This is a genomic window from Micromonospora sp. NPDC050276 (genome assembly GCF_044459545.1).
Lineage (GTDB): Bacteria > Actinomycetota > Actinomycetes > Mycobacteriales > Micromonosporaceae > Micromonospora.
Window position 1 is genome coordinate 84,437 of record NZ_JBITJA010000011.1, and the last position, 20,582, is coordinate 105,018.

17 protein-coding genes are annotated in these 20,582 nt (G+C 72.6%); 9 read left to right on the forward strand and 8 right to left on the reverse strand.

Annotated elements, in window-relative coordinates; translation table 11 throughout:
- Positions 1–2: 2 nt before the first annotated feature.
- Genes ACIBF8_RS23570 through ACIBF8_RS23580 form a run of 3 tightly spaced genes read right to left on the reverse strand, consistent with a single transcriptional unit; the run spans position 3 to position 2,778 of the window.
- Complete coding sequence (locus tag ACIBF8_RS23570) at positions 3–1,154, reverse strand: ArsA family ATPase (RefSeq protein WP_396785638.1); 1,152 nt, start codon at positions 1,152–1,154, stop codon at positions 3–5.
- A gap of 53 nt (positions 1,155–1,207) precedes the next feature.
- A complete protein-coding gene (locus ACIBF8_RS23575) occupies positions 1,208–2,185 on the reverse strand; it encodes an ArsA-related P-loop ATPase (protein ID WP_396785640.1) in 978 nt (325 codons plus the stop codon).
- 26 nt (positions 2,186–2,211) lie between these two features.
- Complete coding sequence (locus ACIBF8_RS23580; RefSeq protein WP_396785812.1) at positions 2,212–2,778, reverse strand: hypothetical protein; 567 nt, start codon at positions 2,776–2,778, stop codon at positions 2,212–2,214.
- Between the two features lie 610 nt (positions 2,779–3,388).
- Between ACIBF8_RS23580 and ACIBF8_RS23585 the strand changes: the two genes are divergently transcribed.
- The 7 genes from ACIBF8_RS23585 to ACIBF8_RS23615 all read left to right on the forward strand — a co-directional run bounded on the left by ACIBF8_RS23585 (position 3,389) and on the right by ACIBF8_RS23615 (position 11,575).
- Positions 3,389–3,871 carry a hypothetical protein gene (locus ACIBF8_RS23585; RefSeq protein WP_396785641.1) on the forward strand — a complete coding sequence of 161 codons (483 nt, stop codon included), beginning with the start codon at positions 3,389–3,391 and terminating at the stop codon, positions 3,869–3,871.
- Positions 3,872–3,915: 44 nt separating this feature from the next.
- Positions 3,916–4,071 (forward strand): DUF4177 domain-containing protein, encoded by a 156-nt coding sequence (locus ACIBF8_RS23590; RefSeq protein ID WP_007466198.1) that lies wholly within the window; start codon positions 3,916–3,918, stop codon positions 4,069–4,071.
- 173 nt (positions 4,072–4,244) lie between these two features.
- Positions 4,245–4,706, forward strand: a complete 462-nt coding sequence (locus ACIBF8_RS23595; RefSeq protein WP_124856656.1) for a RidA family protein — start codon at positions 4,245–4,247, stop codon at positions 4,704–4,706.
- 123 nt (positions 4,707–4,829) lie between these two features.
- Positions 4,830–5,666 (forward strand): MBL fold metallo-hydrolase, encoded by an 837-nt coding sequence (locus ACIBF8_RS23600; RefSeq protein ID WP_396785642.1) that lies wholly within the window; start codon positions 4,830–4,832, stop codon positions 5,664–5,666.
- Positions 5,663–9,301: an adenylate/guanylate cyclase domain-containing protein gene (locus ACIBF8_RS23605; RefSeq protein ID WP_396785643.1), complete on the forward strand. Its 3,639-nt coding sequence runs from the start codon at positions 5,663–5,665 to the stop codon at positions 9,299–9,301. Before ACIBF8_RS23600 ends, ACIBF8_RS23605 begins: the two co-directional genes overlap by 4 nt.
- Before the next feature lie 243 nt (positions 9,302–9,544).
- Positions 9,545–10,048, forward strand: a complete 504-nt coding sequence (locus ACIBF8_RS23610) for a hypothetical protein (RefSeq protein ID WP_396785645.1) — start codon at positions 9,545–9,547, stop codon at positions 10,046–10,048.
- Positions 10,049–10,078: 30 nt separating this feature from the next.
- On the forward strand, positions 10,079–11,575 hold the full coding sequence (locus ACIBF8_RS23615; protein ID WP_396785646.1) for a protein kinase: 1,497 nt from the start codon (positions 10,079–10,081) through the stop codon (positions 11,573–11,575).
- On the opposite strand, the gene ACIBF8_RS23620 is transcribed toward ACIBF8_RS23615, so the two are convergent.
- The gene (locus ACIBF8_RS23620) at positions 11,562–11,903 is read right to left on the reverse strand and encodes a hypothetical protein (RefSeq protein ID WP_396785648.1); all 342 of its coding nucleotides are present in this window, start codon (positions 11,901–11,903) and stop codon (positions 11,562–11,564) included. The genes ACIBF8_RS23615 and ACIBF8_RS23620 overlap by 14 nt on opposite strands.
- Positions 11,904–12,071: 168 nt before the next feature.
- Here ACIBF8_RS23620 and ACIBF8_RS23625 point away from each other — a divergent pair, with 168 nt between their 5' ends.
- Both ACIBF8_RS23625 and ACIBF8_RS23630 read left to right on the forward strand, forming a co-directional pair.
- Positions 12,072–13,013, forward strand: a complete 942-nt coding sequence (locus ACIBF8_RS23625) for a transporter substrate-binding domain-containing protein (RefSeq protein WP_396785650.1) — start codon at positions 12,072–12,074, stop codon at positions 13,011–13,013.
- Positions 13,010–14,215 (forward strand): hypothetical protein, encoded by a 1,206-nt coding sequence (locus ACIBF8_RS23630; RefSeq protein ID WP_396785651.1) that lies wholly within the window; start codon positions 13,010–13,012, stop codon positions 14,213–14,215. The genes ACIBF8_RS23625 and ACIBF8_RS23630 overlap by 4 nt, the downstream gene beginning before the upstream one ends.
- Before the next feature lie 205 nt (positions 14,216–14,420).
- Here ACIBF8_RS23630 and ACIBF8_RS23635 read toward each other — a convergent pair whose 3' ends face one another.
- From ACIBF8_RS23635 to ACIBF8_RS23650, 4 genes are all read right to left on the reverse strand, one after another.
- On the reverse strand, positions 14,421–15,611 hold the full coding sequence (locus ACIBF8_RS23635) for an acyl-CoA dehydrogenase family protein (protein WP_396785653.1): 1,191 nt from the start codon (positions 15,609–15,611) through the stop codon (positions 14,421–14,423).
- Positions 15,608–17,617 (reverse strand): biotin carboxylase N-terminal domain-containing protein, encoded by a 2,010-nt coding sequence (locus ACIBF8_RS23640; RefSeq protein WP_396785654.1) that lies wholly within the window; start codon positions 17,615–17,617, stop codon positions 15,608–15,610. Before ACIBF8_RS23640 ends, ACIBF8_RS23635 begins: the two co-directional genes overlap by 4 nt.
- Positions 17,618–17,685: 68 nt before the next feature.
- Entirely contained in the window at positions 17,686–19,287 is a 1,602-nt protein-coding gene (locus ACIBF8_RS23645) for an acyl-CoA carboxylase subunit beta (RefSeq protein ID WP_396785657.1), read from the reverse strand.
- A 55-nt stretch (positions 19,288–19,342) separates the two neighbouring features.
- Positions 19,343–20,539 carry an acyl-CoA dehydrogenase family protein gene (locus ACIBF8_RS23650; protein ID WP_396785659.1) on the reverse strand — a complete coding sequence of 399 codons (1,197 nt, stop codon included), beginning with the start codon at positions 20,537–20,539 and terminating at the stop codon, positions 19,343–19,345.
- Positions 20,540–20,582: the final 43 nt, after the last annotated feature.

Here is a 20,582-nt window from a genome sequence, read left to right on the forward strand (position 1 = left end):
GGTCACGGCCGGCTGATCGCCGCGCCGATCGTCCGTAGCCCGTCGACGTCGTGCACGTCGGCGGGCTGCGCTGTCACCGAAACCGCCGGCACCGCCGGGAACGCCTCGGTGAAGCGCGCGGCGACCTGCTGTTCGCGTACCGCCTGGCGAGCCAGCGTCGCGTGCGCCCGCAGCACGTCGGCGGTGGCGTCATGCCCACCCAGCTCGGTCAGCCGCTCGGCGGCAACCCGGCTCTGCTCGGCGTCCAGCTCCGGGACCGCCGGGCGGTGCACCCGGTTGAGCACCAGGCCGGCCAGCGGCATCCGCTCGTCCCGCAGCCGACCCGCGAAGTAGGCGGCCTCCCGGACCGCGTCCGGCTCCGGCGCCGCGACCAGCAAAAAGGCCGTCTCCCGTGCCTGCAGGATGCGGTACGTCTGCTCGGCACGCTGCCGGAAACCACCGAACATCGAATCCAGTGCGGCCACGAAACCGGACAGGTCGGTGAGCAGCTGCGCGCCGAGCACCTTCTGCACCACCTTCGAGAACATCCCGAACGAGGCCGTGACCAGGCTGAACATGCTCCGCCCGCCGGTGCGCGCCGGGGCCAGCAGCAGTCGCAGCATCCGGCCGTCGAGGAAACGGGAGAGTCGAGCCGGCGCGTCCAGGAAATCCAGGGCCGAGCGGGACGGTGGCGTGTCCACCACGATCAGGTCCCATTCGCCCCGGGCGTGCAGCTGGCCCAGCTTCTCCATCGCCATGTATTCCTGAGTGCCGGCGAAGGTCGAACTCATCGCCTGGTAGAACGGGTTCGCGAAGATCTCCGCAGCCTTCGTCGGGTCGGTGTGCTGCAACACCACGTCGTCGAAGGTGCGCTTCATGTCCAGCATCATGGCGTGCAACTCGCCGCCGCTGTCTTCGACGTCGATCCCCTTGACCTGGCGAGGGGTGTTGTCCAGCTCGGTCAGGCCCAGCGACTGGGCCAGCCGGCGGGCCGGGTCGATGGTGAGCACCACCGTGCGCCGGCCGTGCTGCTCGGCGGCCCGCAGCGCCAACGCCGCGGCCGTGGTCGTCTTTCCCACTCCGCCGGCACCGCAGCACACGACGATCCGTACGCCGGGGTCGGCGAGGATCTGGTCGACGTCCAGCTGCGGCGCCGCGTCTTCGGAAGGCACCAATCGAGCGTATCGGGCCGGCGGGTCCGCGCGCCCGTGCTGCGCTCAGGTGTGAGTCATTCGGCGCGGACGAGCGCCTGGGCCAGCGTCGCGAGCCCGGGCCGGTCCACCCCGTCGGGCAGCAACGGCAGCTCGATCATCGGCAGCGCCAACTCCACCAGGTCGGCGCGGAGCGAATCCTCCAGTTCGCGCCGGATGAACTGGTCGCGCGCCTCATCGTGCAACCCGGCCACGATGTCGCGATCGGCCGGCAGCCCGGCGGCGACCAGCCCCCGCTCCAACTCCGCGGCGGTGACCGCCCGGCCGGCGGGCAGCGGGGGTCGGGTGCCATTGACGAGCACCTTTCCGACGTTGAAGCCGAGTGCGGTCAGGTCGGCGATCGCGTCGACCGTCTCCTGGATCGGCATCTCCTCCAGCAACGTGACCACGTGCACCGCGGTCATCGGGGACCGCAGCAACGCGGCGACCCCCTCGCTCTGGGTCTTGATCGGGCCCACCTTGGCCAGCCGGGCGGTCTCCGCCGTCACGTTGAGGAACCGGCCGATCCGCCCGGTCGGCGGGGCGTCCAGCACCACCGCGTCGTACGCGCGCCGCTGCCCGGAGGTGCGGGAGGTGGCCTCCTTGACCTTCCCGGTGAGCAGCACGTCCCGCAGGCCCGGCGCGATGGTGGTGGCGAAGTCGATGGCACCGAGCTTGCGCAGCGCCCGACCCGCCGCGCCCAGTTTGTAGAACATGTCGAGGTACTCCAGCAGCGCCTCCTCGGCGTCCACCGCGAGCGCCCGCACCTCACCGCCGTCCGGGGCGTCGGCGAGGTGTCGCTCCTCGTACGGCAGCGGGTCGATGCCGAACAGCTGGGCGATGCCCTGCCGTCCCTCGACCTCGACCAGCAGGGTGCGCCGGCCGCCGGCGGCGAGCGCGAGGGCGAGGGCCGCCGCCACGCTGGTCTTGCCGGTGCCGCCTTTGCCGGTCACCACGTGGAGACGGGCGGGCCATCCGGTACCGGCCGGGTCGATCGGCCGCTCAGCTGCACACACCCGTCGAGCCTATCCAGGCTCGGCCGTCACGCGACCTCGCAGACCCACCAACCCGTCTTCTGCACCACCGTGAAGCGCAGCTCCTGGTCGGCCACCTTCTCGTCGGCGGTGGTCATGGTGAGCCGGGTGGAGACGGTGGCCCGCTCCCCGGTCTGGTTGTCCACCTTCGGGGTGGTCCACCGGAAGCGTGGGTTCTGGTAGGTGGAGGCGTACTTCTGCACCTCGGCCACCTTCGCGGCGATCTTGTCGTCGTCGCGCGAGGCGGCGCAGACGCGGCTGGCCGCCTTGGTCGCGTCGCGGTCCTTGTAGACCGCGGTGAGGAACTCGTCGACGGCGACCGTCGGCTCCTTGGCCCCTTCGCCGGTCTCGGCATTGCGCAGCGTCAGGAACGCCAGCACGCCACCGCCCACGCAGAGCACCATGATCACGACTAGTGCGATCGCCGCGATCAACAGGCCGCGCTTCTTCTTCGGCTCGGCCGTGCCCGGGTAGGGCGGATAGGCCGGCGGCGGTGGCGGGATCGCCGCGGAGTTCGGGGTGCCCGGCCCCGCTGGCGCGGCCGCCGACGTGAGGCCCCCAGGCCCCTCCGGCAGCCCGCTGCCAGCGGCGCTGGGCTGCCCGGGGAAGGCCGGCGAGGTGGGGTGGGCGGGAAAGGCCGGCGAGGTGGGGATGGCGGGGTGCGCGGGGAGCGCCGGCTGGGCGGGGGACGCGGGGAGGGCGAGCTGCCCGGGCGCGGCGGGGGTCGGCTGACTGGGGATGGCCGGCGCGCTGGGTTGACCGTCGGGACCAGGGTGGGCCGGAGGGTGGGCGGGTGTGCCGGCCTGGTCGCCACTGGGCGGTTGGGTCATGTCGTTCCCCCAGGGGTGCGGCGCCCGCCGCCACCCCTGGCGCCGAGCGTGATCGAGCGGGCGGCCGGGCACTGCTCGACCCGTCCGACCGGAAGGGTAGCGGTCGATGACCGGATCGGTGTCGCCCCGGCCGTGCCGCACGGTCCATCGATCCGGCCGGCGGTACCGGCGTCGAAACCGATATCGGGCCCTCGACCTGCGATGTGTCGCATATGTGACTGTTGGTGACCCTTGTGCGCGTCCTGTTGGCGGGACTGCGGCCACAGACCTACCTTCGTCCCCGTGCGGGGGGCCGGAACGGACGAATGGGTCCGAGCCGGAAGCATGATCCGAGCGGTACGACCGGAGGCAGTGCATGCGCGACGCGGACAACAGCCCTCGCACCCAGTTCCCGACGAACGACCGGCCGCGCCGGCCCGGGTCCGTGGTCGAGGCCGGCGGGCAGGTCACCAGCCAGCCGATCAACGAACGGTCGTACCGCCGGATGCCGGAGCAGACGGAGACGGCTCGGGTGCCGAGCCAACCCGCCGAGCGGACCCGTGACGACGACGAACCGGGCTTCGTCATCCACCTGCCGATCCGGGTGCCGGATCTGGCGGCGGCGACCGTGCTGGCCGGCCGGGTCGCGGTGTCCCTGGGCTTCCTGCCCGAGCTGGATGCCGGCGAGACCACGGTGTCCAACGCCGACGATCAGAACAACCGGCACCGGGTCTTCTGTGACCTGCTGCTGCCCGACCGGTCCCGCTGCCCCCAGGGGTACGAGCATGAAGGGCTCTGCGGTGAGCTGCCAGCCACGCCGGAGCAGCGTCCCGTGCCTCGTCCGGCCAGCGGACCGTAGGCTGTCCCTCGAACAATTCCGCACCGAGAGGGAGCCCTTCAGCGATGCAGAAGTGGGAATACTCCACGGTCCCGCTGCTGGTCCACGCGACCAAGCAGATCCTCGACAACTGGGGCGAGGACGGGTGGGAGCTCGTCGCCGTGGTCCCCGGCCCGAACCCGGACCAACTGGTCGCCTACCTGAAGCGGCCGAAGGCGTGAGCGCGAGGAACGCAGCGCGGCGGGGCCCCGCAGTCGCGACCAACGGGGTGATGCGGTGAGCGCGAGGAGTGCAGCGAAGCGGAGCCCCGCAGTCGCGAACAACGGGGTGATGCAGTGAGCGCGAGGAGTGCAGCGAAGCGGAGCCCCGCAGTCGCGAACAACGGGGTGATGCAGTGAGCAACGGTCCGCACGCGAAGCTCGCCGAGCTGGGGCTCGAACTGCCCGAGGTCGTGCCGCCGGTGGCCAGCTACGTCCCGGCCGTGCAGTCCGGGCAGCATGTGTACGTCTCCGGCCAGTTGCCGATGGCCGAGGGCAAGCTGCTCGCGACCGGCAAGGTCGGCGCCGGGATCTCCGCCGAGCAGGCGAAGGATCTGGCCCAGCGGTGCGCGCTCAACGCGCTGGCCGCGGTCGACTCGCTGGTCGGCCTGGAAAACGTGGTCAAGGTGGTCAAGGTGACCGGTTTCGTGGCCTCCGCGCCCGGCTTCACCGGCCAGCCCGCCGTGATCAACGGCGCCTCCGACCTGTTCGGCATCGTCTTCGGCGAGGCCGGCCGGCACGCGCGTAGCGCCGTCGGTGTGGCCGAGTTGCCCCTGGACGCCCCGGTGGAGATCGAACTGATCGTCGAGGTCGCCTGACGCGTCCCCAGCACCCCGCGATCTTGCACTTGCTGTTCGACCGAAAGCCCTGAACTGGGATGAATCAGGGGCAGCAAGTGCAAGATCGTGGGGTGTGGCGGGCGGGGTCGTACGATCGCAGCCATGAGCGGGCACGTGACGGGGGCGGTGGCGGCGCTTGCCGACGAACTGCCCCGCTGGGTTTCACTGCTGCGCGCGCCGAACCCAGGGCCGATGACCCTCGACGGCACGAACACCTGGGTGCTGCGCGCCCCGGCAGCCGAGTTCGCCGTGGTCGTCGACCCGGGGCCGGCGGACGAGGGACACCTGGCCCGGATCGCCGAGCACGCCCCGGTCGGGCTGATCCTGATCACCCACGGCCACCCCGACCACACCGAGGGCGCAGCCCGGCTGAGTGAGCTGCTCGGCGGCGTGCCCGTCCTCGCCGTCGACCCGGCGCACACCATCGGCGCCGAGCCGCTGACCGGCCCCGGCGAGCCGATCGGCGACCTCGGCCTGCACATCCGGCCGCTGCGAACGCCCGGGCACACCGCCGATTCGGTCTGCTTCCTGGTCGAGCACGGCGACGAGCGCGTCGTACTCACCGGCGACACCATCCTCGGCCGGGGCACCACCGTGGTCGCCCACCCCGACGGGCACCTCGGCGACTACCTGACCAGCCTGGAGCTGCTCTCGGCGTACCGGGGGATCGTGGCGCTGCCCGGGCACGGCCCGGCGCTGGCCGACTGCGCCGCAGCCGCCGATTTCTACCTGGCTCACCGCCGGGCCCGGCTCGATCAGGTCCGGGTCGCGGTCGCCGCCGGCGCCCACACCCCCGCGGACGTGGTGGCGACGGTCTACGCGGACGTGGACCGCTCGCTCTGGTGGGCGGCCGAATGGTCGGTCCGTGCCCAGCTGGAGTATCTGGGTGTCGGCACCGGGGAATCCGCGCCCGGGGCCAGTGGGTTGGAGCACATGTGACCTGCCCCGTGTGCGGAACCGTTGCCGTTCCCGGTGCGCGGTTCTGCCACAACTGCGGTGCCGCGCTGCCGGCCGCCGCCACGTTGCCGGCGGCCGAGCGCCGGGTGGTCACCGTGCTCTTCGGCGACCTCTCCGAGTTCACCTCCTGGTCGGAGGACCTCGACCCGGAACGCGTTGGCGCGGTCACCGACCGGGTGCTCGCGGCCCTCGCCGGTGCGGTGAAGACCTTCGGCGGCCACGTCGACAAGCTGACCGGTGACGGCATCATGGCGGTCTTCGGCGCCCCGGTGGCGCACGAGGACGACGCCGAACGCGCCGTCCGGGCCGCCCTGTCCATGCAACGGGCCGTCCGTCGGGTGCTCGACGACGAGCGGGGCGGCGGCGCACCACTCGGGCTGCGCGTCGGGCTGAACACCGGCGACGTCATCGCGGGGATCCAGGCCGCCATCGACTACACGGTCATCGGCGACACGGTGAACACCGCGGCCCGGCTCGCCGACGCCGCCGCAGTCGGGGCCGTCTACGCCGGTGGGCGCACCGCCGCGGCCACCCGGCACGTGTCCTCCTGGCGGGCGCTGCGCCCGCTGCGGCTCAAGGGCAAGCGTGAGCCGGTCGAGGCGTACGAGCTGCTGGGTCTGCTGGACGCGCCGGGCACCCGCTCGGGGCTCGGCGACGAAGCACCGTACGTCGGCCGGGAGACGGAGATCGGTCGGGTCGCCGGCCGGCTCGCCGAGGTGATCGACCAGGGCGACCCACGGGTGCTGCTGATGACCGCCGAGGCGGGTATCGGCAAGTCCCGGTTCGCCGCCGAGGTGGAACGCCTCGCCGCCGGGTACGACGTGGGCGCCGGCCGGTACGCGGCGCACACCGGTGCCCGGGTGCTCTCGGTGCGCTGCGCCGCGTTCGGTGAGCGGCGACGGCTCGCGCCCCTGGCCGACCTGGTGCGGGCCGCCGTCGGCCTGCCCAGCGACGCCTCCACCGCGTTGACCCGCCCGGCCGTGGAGGAGCGGTTGCGGCGGCTCGGGCAGCGGCTGGCCCGCTCCGGGAGTGAGACCGCGCCGATCGCCACCGAGCAGCTGCTCGCCCTGCTCGGCTACGCCGAACTCCCGGCACACGGCGGCACCGACAGCGGCGAGTGGGGCGGGTCGGGCGCGCCGACCGCGGATGCCGAGGTCGTGCCGAACGCGGTCGCCGACCTGCTCAGCGGGCTCGCCTCGGAGGCGCCGCTGGTGATCGTGGTGGACGACCTGCACGATGCCACCGCCGAGACGATCAGCGCTCTCGGGTTGACCCTGTCCAGGCTCACCGGCCCGGTGCTGGTGCTGCTGCTCGGCCGCCCCGAGCTGGTGCGTACCGCTGGCGCGTTGACCCGGGTCGCGGACGCCGAGGTGCACTCGCTGCCGCCGCTGCGCGGTGCCGACGCGGCCCGGCTGCTCACCAGCTACCTCGGTGGCGGCAAGTTGCCCCAGGCCGACGCCGACCGGTTGCTCGCCACCGCCCAGGGCAACCCGTTCTACCTGGCCGAGCTGGTCACCCTGCTGATCGAACGTGGCGCGCTCACCACCGAATCGGCGCGCGGGGCACGCGCGGCGGTGGAGCGGCCCGGCTCCGGCGAGCGGGAACAGAGCGGGTCGGCCGGCTGGCGGTTGGTGCCGGGCTCACTGGGCAGCCGACTGCTCTCCCGGGACCTCGCCGCCGTGCTCGCGGCCCGGATCGACGCCCTGCCGCCGGACGCGAGGTCGGTGCTGCGCGACGCCGCGGTCACCGGTGACACGGTGCCGACCGGCGCGCTGGAGGCGATGCGGGAGCAGCGCGGCGGGCGCGACGGCCGACCGTCGGCCGTGGTCGCCGTGGAGCTCGACCGGGCGGTCGAGGAGTTGCTGCAACGCCGGATGCTGCATCGATCGCGGACCGGCTACGCGTTCGCGACACCGCTCATGCGGGAAGCCGCCTACGCCGGGGTGAGCAAGGCCGAGTTGGCCGAGCGGCACGCCGCGCTGGCCCGCTGGGCGGCACCGGTGGACGAGTCCACCCCCAGCACGGTGGGCGGCTTCACCGACGAGGCGCGGGACGACTTCGTGGCGACGCACGTCGAACGGGCCGCCACGCTCGCCGACGCGGTGAAGCTGCGCCCGGACGCGCCGGCCCGAGCTGTGGTTCCGCTCGGCATCGCCGCGCTCGGTCGGGCCGCCCGTCGGTCGCTCTCCGCCGGGGAGCCGGCAATGGCCGTCGAGTACGCCGAGCGCGCCACCGAACTGGCCCGCGACGGGGTGCCGGCGGCCGATCAGGTGGTGCACGCGCGGGCGTTGCTCCAGGTCGGCCGGGTCTCCGACGCGCTGGCGTACGCCGAGAAGATCGCCGCCAACGCGGGGGACGAGGCCACCCGGGTCAGCGCCCTGCTGCTGGCCGGGCAGGCCCAGGAGACCCTCGGCGATCAGGGCCGGGCGGTGACCGCCTGGCAGGAGGCGTTGCAGGTGGCCACCGAGGGTCAGCTGCCCATCCAGCGCGCCACCGCGATGCGCCGGCTCGGCATGGCCGACTTCGTGGCCGGTCGGCTGAGTCAGGCGAGCAGCCGGTTGGCGGCCGCGTACCAGGTCAGTCTCGGCGCGCAGGACCGACGCGGGCAGGCGTGGTCGCTACAGAACCTGGCCTGGGTGACCACCACCCGGGGTGACTTCGCCGGCACCGACGCGGTGCTCGGCCGGGCCGCCCGACTCTTCGCCGAGCTGAAGGACCCGTACGGGCGGGCCTGGCTGCGCGGCACCACGGCGTTCGCCCGGTTGCTCGCCGGCCGACTGCGCGAGGCGTGTCGGATGGCGCAGGTGTTCCTGCCGTTCGGCGAGCGGGTCGGTGAGGCGTGGGCGGTGGGCACGTTGCGGGCGGTGGCGGCGTTCGCCACCGCCGAGCTGGGTGACCTGGCCGAAGCGGACCGGGAGGCCCGGCGGGCGTACCGGGAGTTCGCCGCCGCCTCCGACGACTGGGGTCGCGGGTTCGCCCTGGTGGTCCGGGCGGTCGTGGCGCGCGGGCTGGGCGAGCCGGAGCACGCGGCGGACCTGCTCACCGACGCCCTGGCGTACGCGGAGCGGACCTCGCACCCGCTGCTCACCGGGATGGCCGGCACGCTGCGGGGTTTCGTCGCGTTGGACATGGGCGACTGCGAGACGGCCGAACGGGTGGCCCGTGCGGTGTTGACCGCCGTGGAACCGCACAACCCGCAGGCTCCGGCGCAGGTGGCACCCCGGGTGCTGCTGGCGACGGCCCGCCTGGCCGCCGGCGACTCGGCGACCGCGGTCGGGCTGCTCGCCCCGGTGGCCACGGCCGCCGCGAATGCTCCTTCGCTGCTCTTCTCCCGCCGACAGACCATGGCCCAGTACGCTGCGGCGCTGCTCGCCCACGGTCAGCGCGAGCAGGCGTTGGACTGGGCCCGCCGGGCGGTCACCGCACCGGCCGAGGACGTGCGCAGCCAGGTGATCGCGGCGAGTGTGCTGGCCGAGGCGCTGGCCGCCTGCGGGCACCCGGCGGAGGCACGGTCCTGCGCCGACGAGGCGGTCCGCCTGGCGTACGCCACGGAACAGCGCAGCGAACGAGCCGCCGCAGAAGCCCTCCGCACCCGCCTAACAGCCCCCCCGGCCTAGCCCCCAGTCCCACCCCACCCCACCCCACCCCACCCCCCCATCACCCTGCGCTGTTGATCAAGAGGTTTGCGTCAGGATTCGGGGTGTCGGTGACCGAAACCTCTTGATCAACGCGGCACGGGGGGTGGGGTGTGCAGGTTTTGCCGGTTGTGGGGATGTGGTGGTCGCCGGTGAGCGGCTAGCGTGTCACCACCGCGTGCGGGTCCACAGTGGTGACCCTCGCCGTGCCTGGGGAGGCCCTTCATGAAGCTGCCGCGATCCATCGCGGGCTGGACCATCGCGGTCTTCGGCGTGTTGGCGCTGGCGATGGGTGCGGTCGGGCTGCTCTGGCCGGAGGCGCAGCTGCGCATGCTCGGCTTCGAGATGCCGGAGACCCGGGCCGTCGGTGATCACACCGGGACGTTCCTGCTGGCGTCCTCGATGGCGGCGTTCAACATGGGCGTCTACTACCTGCTCGCCACGGTGACCGAGTGGCGGGTGTTCTACCGGTTCACCGTGGTCTTCCGGCTGGTCACGTTCACTGTGTTCACCATCGCGGTGCTGGCCGACATCGCTCCCGACCGGTTCTTCGGGGTGGCGGCCTGGGAGGGGCTGGGGGCCGTGGCCACCGCCGTCGGCCTGCGTCTGGACGCCCGCCGGGGTGTCCCGGCCGGCGGGGTCACATCGTCCGGGGCTGCCGGGACGGCTGCGGTCGCCGAGGAGGGTACCGGTCCCGCCGATGCCGCTCCGGCGGACGCGGCGCGCTGAGCCATCGGTCGGGTTGGGTATTTTCGAGCGGTGACCGACACCCCGACCGGCGGCCCCCCGGTGCCGATCGTGCCCGGTCTGACTGATTTGCGGGTCTTTGCCCGGGGTGGATACGCGACCGTCTACCAGGCCACCCAGATCTCCGTGGGTCGCGAGGTCGCCGTCAAGGTGGAGAACCGGACGCTGGACAGCGAGCGGGACCAGGCCCGCTTCCTGCGGGAGGCGCGGGCGGCCGGCCGAATGTCGTCGCACCCGCACGTGGTGGACCTCTTCGACGTCGGTGTCACCGTCGATCAGCACCCCTACCTGATCATGGAACTCTGCGACGGCTCGTACGCCGAGCGGATGCGCACCTCGCCGCTGGGCCCGGTGGAGTCCCGTGACCTCGGCATCAAGATCGCCGACGCGCTGGCCCACTCGCACGCCGCCGGGGTGCTGCACCGCGACGTGAAGCCGGCCAACATCCTCTACTCGCACTTCAACTCGGCGGTGCTCGCCGACTTCGGGCTCGCCGTCCTTGCCGAGCACCGGGACGCCTCGGTCACCCTGGAGGTGCTCACCCCGGCGTACGCGCCGCCGGAGATGTTCAGCCACAGCCCGCCGTCGCCCGCCGTCGACGTGTACGCGCTCTGCGCCACCCTGTACGCGGTGATGCACGGCCGGCCGCCGCGCTGGCAGTCCGAGCGCAACCCGAGCCTGGTCACCGTGCTGGAGATGTTCAACCAGCCGCTCCCCGCCCTGCCCGGCGTGCCGGACGAGCTGATCGACGTGCTGCGCGCCGGCATGGCCAACGACCCGGCCGAGCGGCCCTCCGCCCTGGAGTTGCGCGACCTGCTCGCCAGCCTGCCGCTCGGCTCGCCGTCGGCGCCGGTCAGCGGTGCTCCGGTCAGCGGTGGCGGGGCCCTCCCCGGCCCGTACGCGGCCAGCCAGCCGGTGCCCCGCCCGCCCGTCGAGGACACTCAACGAGTCGTTCCCACCAGCCGGCGCTGGCGGCGGTGGCTCTACGGTGGCGTCGGTGTGCTCGCGCTCGCCGCCTCCGCGACCGCCGGGGCCTGGGTCGCGGACCGGGCGCCACCACCCACCCCCAATCCGTCGGCCACCCAGGTCGCCGCGCCGGCGACCGGGCCGCTGCCCGGCTGCGCGACCGGCGCCGGTGCGCCCACCGCGCTGCCCGAGGGTGCCCGGTGCCTGCCCGAGTTGGAGTGCTTCGGCCCGATGCGGATTCGCGGCAACCGCGCCGAGGCGGCTCGATTGTCCTGCGCCGGTCCACACACCTGGGAGACGTACGCCGAGGGCATCCTGCCGGTGTCGCTGGTCGGCGCCGACTACGACGAGGTGGTTGCCGCTGAGCCGGTACAGCAGGTGTGCAGCGCCACGACGTTTCGCCTGACCACCGGGATCGGCAAGCCGACCGGCTGGCACCTGCAGGTGCTACCACCGGTCGACGGCAGCATCGACCGGACCTACCGCTGTCTGGCGGGGCGGGGCGTCGACGCGCTCACCGCGCCCACGCTCACCGGCCGCTGAGTCCGTTCGACCCGCGCCGCCGGTCACGCACCGCACGCAACGCGTCCCGACTGTCGAGGGCGTCGAGGGTGTCCGCGTCGATCCCGTACGGCATCAGCTCGGCTGGCCCGACGCTCGCCGACCGGTCCACCGGCTCCGGGTCGTCCACCTGACGAGCGGCGGAGACGGCGACCCCGGCGACCATCGTCAGTAGCACGCAGAGCAGCGCGAGGACCACGCCGAGGAGATCCTGCCGGCGCCACACGACCAGCATGACCAGCGGCGCGAGGGCCCCCAGCGCCGCGAGCACCGCTACCGTCCGCGCATTGGGTCTGGGCAATCGACTCACCCGTCCAGCATGTCGTGACCAGGCCGGCTGTCAACCGCGGAGCCGAACGCAGCGCCGATCGACATCGATCTGAGCGACCCGCTCGACATGACTGTCGGCAGCCCCACGGTCTGGACAAGAACCGCTACTCTCGGTATCCCGCAGGCTCTCCCGGCAGCGAGGTCGCCCATGAACTCACGCAGTTCGCAGTCCCGGCTCCGCTCGATCGCGTCGACGCTGGCGGTCGCCCTCGCGCTCGTCCTCGCCGCCGCCGCCGGCTGCGACAGCCGGAAGGAACCGGAGCTGCCCTCGGTGCAGGAGAAGCTGCGCGAAACGCACATCTACGGCCAGTCGAAGCTGCGGATCGGTGTCGCCACGAACGAGCCGCTCATGGGCGACCTGCGCAACGGTCAGCACGTCGGGTTCGATGTTGAGATCGCCCGCTACATCGCCGCCTCCCTCGGCTACGAGGGGGACCAGCGGCTGGAGTTCGTGTCGGTGGCCACCGAGGACCGGATCCCGTCCCTGCAGGGCGGCACCGTCGACCTCGTGGTGTCCAGCTTCTCGATGACCGAGGACCGTAAGCAGTTGGTCAGCTTCGCCGGGCCGTACTTCGTCACCACCCAGGAGGTGATGGTGCCGGTCCGGCTCAAGGACAAGATCCGCACCATCGAGGATCTGCGCGACCCGGCCTACAAGGTCTGCACCAGCGGCGGCTCCACCACCGAGGCCGAGCTGGAGAAGCACCAGGTCAGGACGTTCGTGGTCAAGGACGTGGGCGACTGCGTCGACGGCATCCAGAAGGGTCGGTACGACGCGGTCAGCTCCGACGAGTCGATCCTTGCTGGTTTCCTGGCCAGTTTCCCCAAGGAGTTCGAGATTGTGGACATGCCGTTCGGCACCAGCGAGTTGCTGGGCATCGGCGTCCCGATCGGCGACCCGGCACTGCGCGACCTGGTCGCGTTCTTCCTGCAGAAGAGTTACGAGCAGGGCCGCGACGGACAGGCCAGCCCTTGGCAGACCGCGTACAACCGGACCCTGGGCCCGTGGCTGAAGGCTGAGAAGCGCCAGCCGCAGCCGCTGGAGGTGCCGAAGCTGGTCGACTTCGACGACAAGGCGCCCGCGAAGTGAGCGCGGCGCCAACCACCACCGGAGGCGACGGGCCGGTCCCGCCACCCCGCACGTCCGTGCCCGACGACCCGCCGACTGCCGACGGTGCGCCCGCGGCGTCGCCGGTCGTCGATCCTCCGGCCCCCGGTGCGGTGGGTGGCATCGCCTGGCCGGCCGGCGTGCCGGTCGCCGCGCCGGCCGCGCCGGTCGCCGCCGAGGTCGAGCCAGGGCGGGTCCGCTGGGATCCGGCGGAGCGGCGCGCCCGGGCCAGCCAGTCGTTCTGGACGGCCGTGGTGGGCGTACCCGCGATCTTCTCGGTGCTCCGCCTCGGCGTGGAGGCCGGCGGCGAACTCCAGACCACGCTGCTGCTGGTGGCCAACGTCGGGCCGGTCAACCTGCTCGCCGGCTTCCTGACCACGGCGGCTCGGCTGCTCTCCACCGGGCTGGTCGCCGTCTTCGCGCTCGGCGCGGTGCTCGCCGTCAGCGCGGACCGGCTCCCGCCGGGCACCCGTCGTCGCCCACTCTTCGCCCGCTGGGCCGACATCACCCCGGCCTGGGTGGTGCTGGCCAGCTTCCTGCTGGCCCTGATCACGTGGCCGCTGCTCTACCTTCCGCTGCTGTTACCGGCATTCGTGGCCGCGTTCCAGCTGCACCCCGCGCGCCTGCACGAGCGGGTCGTCCCTCGGCTGCTGCTGATCGGCGCGCTGCTCGCCGGGTACGGCTGGCTGATGCTGCCCACGCTGCGTGACGCGGTGCAGCAGGGCGATGAGTGGCTGGTGCTGGCGCTCCTCGTGGTGCCTCCGCTGCTGGCCCTCTTCATCGCCGGGCCGCTGCCGGGGCTGGTGATCCGGCCGCTGGCGTCGGTGACTGAGGTGGCGGTGCTGGCCACCCTGGTCTGGGCAGCGGTGCCGGTGATCAGCACACCGGTGCTGCCGCTGACCGTCACCACCGTGGGCCCGGAGAGTGGGCCCACCGAGGACGTACGCGGGCACGTGGTCACCACCGATGACGTCAACATGGTGATCCTGCAGGAGAAGGGCGGCGTCCGGTACGTCCCGGTCGATCTGGTCCGTGCCCAGGTGCTCTGCCCCAGCGAGGAGGAGTTGCCCCGCCACCAACTGCGCATCCACGACTTCCACGTCGAGGATTCCCTGTTGGAGGGAATGGGTCGCCGGGTCCGCCCGGTCCACCGCATCGACGCGGCCTGCCGCACCCCGGGCTGACGCCCGGCCGCTCCGCCCAGCCGGCACGCCGCCCGCGCGTGATCGACTCGGGTTTCAGGAAGTCGGGGCATCGCTGGCTCTCGGACACCGCTGGTTCAAGAAGTCCGAGTCGATCACTAGCTGACCAGACGCAGCCCGGCCACGCCAGGGATGGCCGGGCTCCCCTCGGCCCTGGTGACGCGCAGCGCGATCTCAGCCGTACCGCTCAATACGACTTGTCCTGGCCGAGGACGTGTTGGGCCACGAAGTTGAGGATCATCTCGCGGCTGACCGGGGCGATCCGGCCGGCCCGCACGGCACCGAGCAGGGTCGCCACCCCGTACTCGGTGGTCATGCCGGCGCCGCCAAGCACCTGGACGGCGGTGTCCACGGCCAGCGCGGCGGCCTCCCCGGCCGCGTACTTGGCCATGTTGCCGGCCACCCCGGCCTCCAGGTCGCGGCCGCCGTCGTACAGCGTGGCCGCCTTCTGGATCATGAGGCGGGCCAGCTCCACCTGCACCGCCGCGTGCGCCAGCGGATGCGACACCCCCTGGTGGGAGCCGATGCTCCGGCCACCCCAGACCTTGCGGGTGGCGGTGTACTCACTGGCCCGCTCGATGGCGTACCGGCCGGTGCCGGCACCCATCGCGGCCACCGTGATCCGCTCCGGGTTGAGCCCGGCGAAGAGCGCCGGCAGCCCGGCGTCCAGCGACTCACCGAGCAACGCGTCGGCGGGGAGCCGCACGTCGTCGAGGTAGAGCAGGAACTGGTTCTCCGGGGACACGATCTCCATGTCCAGCTTGGACCGGGTCAGCCCAGCCGCATCGGTGGGCACGAGGAACAACGCTGGCTTAAGCCGCTGCGGAGACGTATCCGCTGAGCCGGCTGGGCCGTCATCGACGGCGACACGGGCCACCACCAGGACGTGACCGGCCTCGTCGACCCCCGAGATGTAGCACTTGCGGCCGTTCAGCAGCCAGCCGTCACCGTCGCGGCGAGCCACCGTGCCGAGCCGGTGGAAGTTGGAACCGGCCTCCGGTTCGGTGATCGCGAAGACGATCTTCTGGGAGCCGTCGGCGAGGCCGGGCAGGTGGCGCTTGCGCTGCTCCTCGGTGCCGTGCCGGTTCAGCACGGTCGCCGCGATGGCGGGGGAGACCACCAGCAGCAGCAACGGGCAACCCGCGGCCGCCAACTCCTCGCAGACGATGGCCAGCTCGGTGATGCCGCCGCCCCCACCGCCGTACTCGGTGGGGATGTTGACCCCCAGGTAGCCGAGCCGTCCGGCCTCCGCCCAGAGTTCGGTGGTGTGCTCGCCGGCCTTCGCCTTCTCGACGAAGTAACCGTGGCCGTAACGGCGGCCCAACGCCCGCACGGCGTCGCGCAGCTGGTCCTGCTCGGGGGTGAGGTCGAAGGTCATCGGGGGTCCTCCTCGTCGATAACGGCCAGCACGGCGCCCGTCTGCACCTGACCGCCGGTCGGCACGGGCAGCTCGGCGACCACGCCGTCGATCGGGGCGAGCACGGGGTGTTCCAGCTTCATCGCTTCCAGCGTGAGCAGTGGTTCGCCGGCCGTGACCCGCTGGCCGACCTGGACGTGCACCCGGGTCACCGCGCCGGGCAGTGGCGCGAGCAGCGACCCGGCGGCCACCGCCGCGGTGGGCAACGGGAGACGCGGCAGCTCGGTGAGGCTCGCCGCCCCGTCCGGGCCGTCCACGAAAACCGCCGGCCCCACCCGGTGTACGCGGTACGCGCGCTCAACCCCGTCGACGTCGAGCACCACCCGGTCCGGGGTGGCCTCGACCAGCGCCACGCCGGGCGCACTCGCTGATCCAACGGCGTCGGAGTCCGTCGGCGTGCCGCTCCACTCGACGAGCCGTCCGGTCCGGTCCAGGCGGTAGCGAATCTCGATCTCATCGCCGGCCGGGCCGGCGAAGCGGGTGATCTGGGGGACGGCGGGCACGTTGCGCCAGCCGGAGGGGAGCCCGGAGAGCACCGGTGCGATCGCCCGACGGTGCGCGGCGCCCGCCAGCGCGGCGGCGAGGGCGGTGAGCGGAACCTGGTCGGCGGGGAGCAGCGGGTCGAAGACCTCCGGGTGCCGGTCCAGGAAACCGGTGTCGACCTCCCCGGCCGCGAACTCCGGGCTGCGCAGCACCCGGACCAGCAGATCGCGGTTGGTCGCCACCCCGTGCAACTCGGCCCGGGACAGCGCGCCGGCCAACAGCCGGGTCGCCTCGGCCCGGGTGGGTGCCACGGCGATCAGCTTGGCGAGCAGCGAGTCATAGTGGACACCCACCACCGAGCCCGCCACCACGCCGGAGTCGAGCCGCAGCCCCGACCGCTGGAGCCAGCCGAACTCACGGTCCACCCCCGGCACGCTGAAGCGGTGCAGGGTGCCCGTGGCGGGCCGCCAGCCCTGCGCCGGCTCCTCGGCGCAGAGCCGTACCTCGATCGCGTAGCCGCGGGTGGCGGGGTAGTGACGATGTGCGGGCAGCGGTTCGCCCTCGGCCACCAGCAGTTGCATCCGGACCAGGTCGAGTCCGGCCGGGGTGACCAGCTCGGTGACGGGGTGCTCCACCTGGAGTCGGGTGTTCATTTCGAGGAAGAAGAACTCGCCGGTCGGTGCCAGTAGGAACTCGACAGTGCCGGCACCCACGTAGTCGACCGCCCGTCCGGCGGCCATGGCCGTCTCGTGCAGCCGATCATGCAACCCCGGCGGGAGGTCCCCCGGCGCCTCCTCGATGATCTTCTGGTGTCGGCGCTGGATCGAGCACTCCCGGACACCGAGCACGTGCACGGTCCCGTGGGTGTCGCCGAAGATCTGCACCTCGACGTGCCGGCCGCGCTCGACGTACCGCTCGATGAAGACCGTGCCGTCGCCGAACGCCGCCGCGGCCTCGCGGCGCGCGGAGGCGACGGCCTCGGCCAGTTCGTCGGCGGTCCGGACGATCCGCATCCCCCGGCCACCGCCGCCGGCGGATGCCTTCACCAGCACCGGGAAGTCGGTGACCTCGTCGGTGTCGGTCCAGCTCGGCAGCATCGGCACACCCGCCTCGGCGAGCAGCGCCTTCGCCGCCAGCTTGTCGCCCATCGCGGCGATCACCTTGGCCGGCGGCCCGACCCAGGTCAGCCCGGCGTCGGTCACCGCCGCCGCGAACTCGGCGTTCTCGGCGAGAAAGCCGTAGCCGGGGTGGACGGCGTCCGCGCCGCTGCGCCGGGCCGCGTCCAGGATCTTCTCGACCCGCAGGTACGTCTCCGCCGGCGTGTTCCCGGGCAGCCGCACCGCCTGGTCGGCCTCGGCGACGAACGGCGCGGCGGCATCCGCGTCCGAGTGCACGGCTACCGTCTGCACGCCGAGCGCTCGACAGGTCGCAAAGACCCGACGCGCGATCTCACCCCGATTGGCCACGAGGAGTCTGGTGATCATCAGCGCTGAGCCTGCCTTTCGTTCGCGGCTGCGGGACTCCGCTTCGCTGCGTTCCTCGCGCTCACGGTTCAATGCCGGAAGACGCCGAAACCGTCGGCGCCCTTCACCGGTCCGTTGTGGATCGCCGAGAGGCAGAGCCCGAGGACGGTCCGGGTGTCCCGAGGGTCGATCACCCCGTCGTCGTAGAGCCGGCCGGAGAGGAAGAGCGCGCCGGACTGCGACTCGATCTGCTGCTCGACCATCATCCGCATCGCCGCGTCGGACTCCTCGTCGTAGTCACGTCCCCGGGCGGCGGCGGCCTGCCGGGCCACGATGGACAGCACCCCGGCGAGCTGCGCCGGGCCCATCACCGCCGACTTCGCGTTCGGCCAGGTGAACAGGAACCTCGGCTCGTACGCCCGACCGCACATGCCGTAGTTGCCGGCACCGTAGGAGGCACCCAGGTTGACCGTCAGGTGCGGCACCGTCGAGTTGGACACCGCGTTGATCATCAGGGCGCCGTGCTTGATGATGCCGCGCTGCTCGTACTCGGTGCCGACCATGTAGCCGGTGGTGTTCTGCAGGAAGATCAACGGGGTGTCGGAGGCGTTCGCGAGCTGGATGAACTGGGCCGCCTTCTGCGCCTCCGCGCTGAACAGCACCCCCCGGGCGTTGGCCAGCACCCCCACCGGGTATCCGTGCAGCTCGCCCCAGCCGGTGACCAGCGCGTCCCCGTACGCCGGCTTGAACTCGTCGAAGTCACTGCCGTCGAGGATCCGGGCCAGCACCGCACGAGGGTCGAACGGCACCTTCAAGTCGGCGCTGGTGATCCCGAGCAGCTCCTCCGGGTCGTACTTCGGTGGCTGCGGCACCGCCGTACGCGGCGACGGGCCCTGCTTGCGCCAGTTCAGCCGGCGCACGCACTGCCGGGCCAGCCGGATACCGTCCCGCTCATCCACAGCCAGGTAGTCGGCCAGCCCGGACGTGCCGGCGTGCATCGCCGCGCCACCCAGCGACTCGTCGTCGGTGACCTCACCGGTCGCCATCTTCACCAGCGGCGGGCCGGCCAGGTAGACCTGTGACCGGTCCCGAATCATGATCACGTGATCGGACATCCCCGGCACGTACGCGCCACCGGCCGTGGCGTTGCCGAAGACCACACTGACCGTCGGGATGCCGGCCGCCGAGAGCCGGGTCAGGTCCCGGAACACCCGACCGCCCGGAATGAAGATCTCCGCCTGGGTGGGCAGATCCGCCCCGGCCGACTCGACCAGGTTGACCATCGGCAGCCGGTTGGCCAGCGCGATCTCCCCGGCCCGCCGGGTCTTGGCGAGCGACCACGGGTTGACCGCACCGCCGCGGACCGTCGGGTCGTTGGCGACGATCAGGCACTCCACGCCCTCGACCACCCCGATGCCGGTGACCACGCTGGCCCCGACCGGGAAGTCGGTGCCGTACGCGGCGACCGGCGACAACTCCAGGAACGGGCTGTCCGCGTCCACCAGCAGCTCGATCCGTTCCCGGGGGAGCAGCTTGCCGCGGGCGTGGTGCCGGGTCACGTACTTCTCGCCACCGCCCGCCCGCGCCTGGTCCAGCGCGGCGTCCAACTCGGCCAGCCGCTCCAGCAACGCCGCCCGGTTCGCCACGTACCCGGGTGCGGACGGGTCGACCGCGCTGTCCAGGATCGTCATGGTGCCTCCTTCGTTCGCGACTGCGGGGCTCGCAAACCCGGCTCACTCCTCGCGCTCACAGGCCCATGCCTTTTGCGATGATCTCGTTCATGATCTCGGTGGTGCCGCCGCCGATGCCGAGGATCCGCGCGTCGCGGTAGTGCCGCTCCACCTCGGCGTCACGCAGGTAGCCGAAGCCGCCGTGCAGCTGCAACGCCTGGTCGACGACGTGGTCGCAGGCGGCCACCGCTACGTTCTTCGCCATCGCCACCTCGGTCACCACCGGCTCGCCGGCCGCGACCCGACCCGCGACCTCGTGCACGTACGACCGGGCCGCCTCGGCCCGGGTGTGCATCTCGGCCAACCGGTGTCGGATCAGCTGTCGGCTGGCCAGCGGACGCCCGAAGGTCTCCCGGTCCCGGCACCAGCGCACCGCCAACTCGACGCAGCGCTGCGCGGTCGCGTACGCCTGGGTCGCCAGCGAGAGCCGTTCCGCCGCGAAGTGCTGCATGATCGCCAGGAAGCCGGTGTTCTCCGCGCCGATCCGGTTGGCGACCGGCACCCGCACGTCGGCGAAGGACAGCTCGGCGGTGTCCGAGCAGTGCCAGCCCAGCTTCTCCAACCGGCGTCCCACGGTGAACCCGGGCAGCCCCTTGTCGATGACCAGCAGGGTGAGTTCGCCACTGCCGGGGAAGTCGGTACACACCGCCGTGGTCACGAAGTCGGCGCGGTGCCCACTGGTGATGTACGTCTTCGACCCGTTCACCACGTAGTGGTCACCGTCGCGACGGGCGGTCGTGCGGATGCCGGCCACGTCCGATCCGCCGTCCGGCTCGGTGATGGCCAGCGCGCCGATCATCGTGCCGGACAGGGTGGGCCGGACGTACCGCTCGATCAGGCCGGCGTCGCCCGGGGACGAGGCGCCGCCGAGCCGGCCGCCCAGCGAGCCACCGGTGCGGGCGCCGGCCGCCGCGACCATGTGCGGCAACGCGATGCCGTGCGTGAACAGGGCCGCCACCAGCCCGGACGAGCCACCGGCGCGAATCAGCTCCTCGGTCACGATGATCGAGTCGAGCAGGTCACCGCCGCTGCCACCGACCGACTCCGGGAAGCCGATGCCGAGCAGGCCGAGCTTCGCGGCGGTGGCGTGCAGCGCCCGGGGCACCTCGCCGGCCCGTTCCCAGTCGTCCAGGTGCGGCAGCACCTCCCGGGTGACGAACGCCCGGGTCAGCTCGCGCAGTTGCCGACGCTCCGGGGTGTCCACGATGCTCATCGCACCTCCTCTGTTCGCGACTGCGGGGCTCGCAAAACCGGCT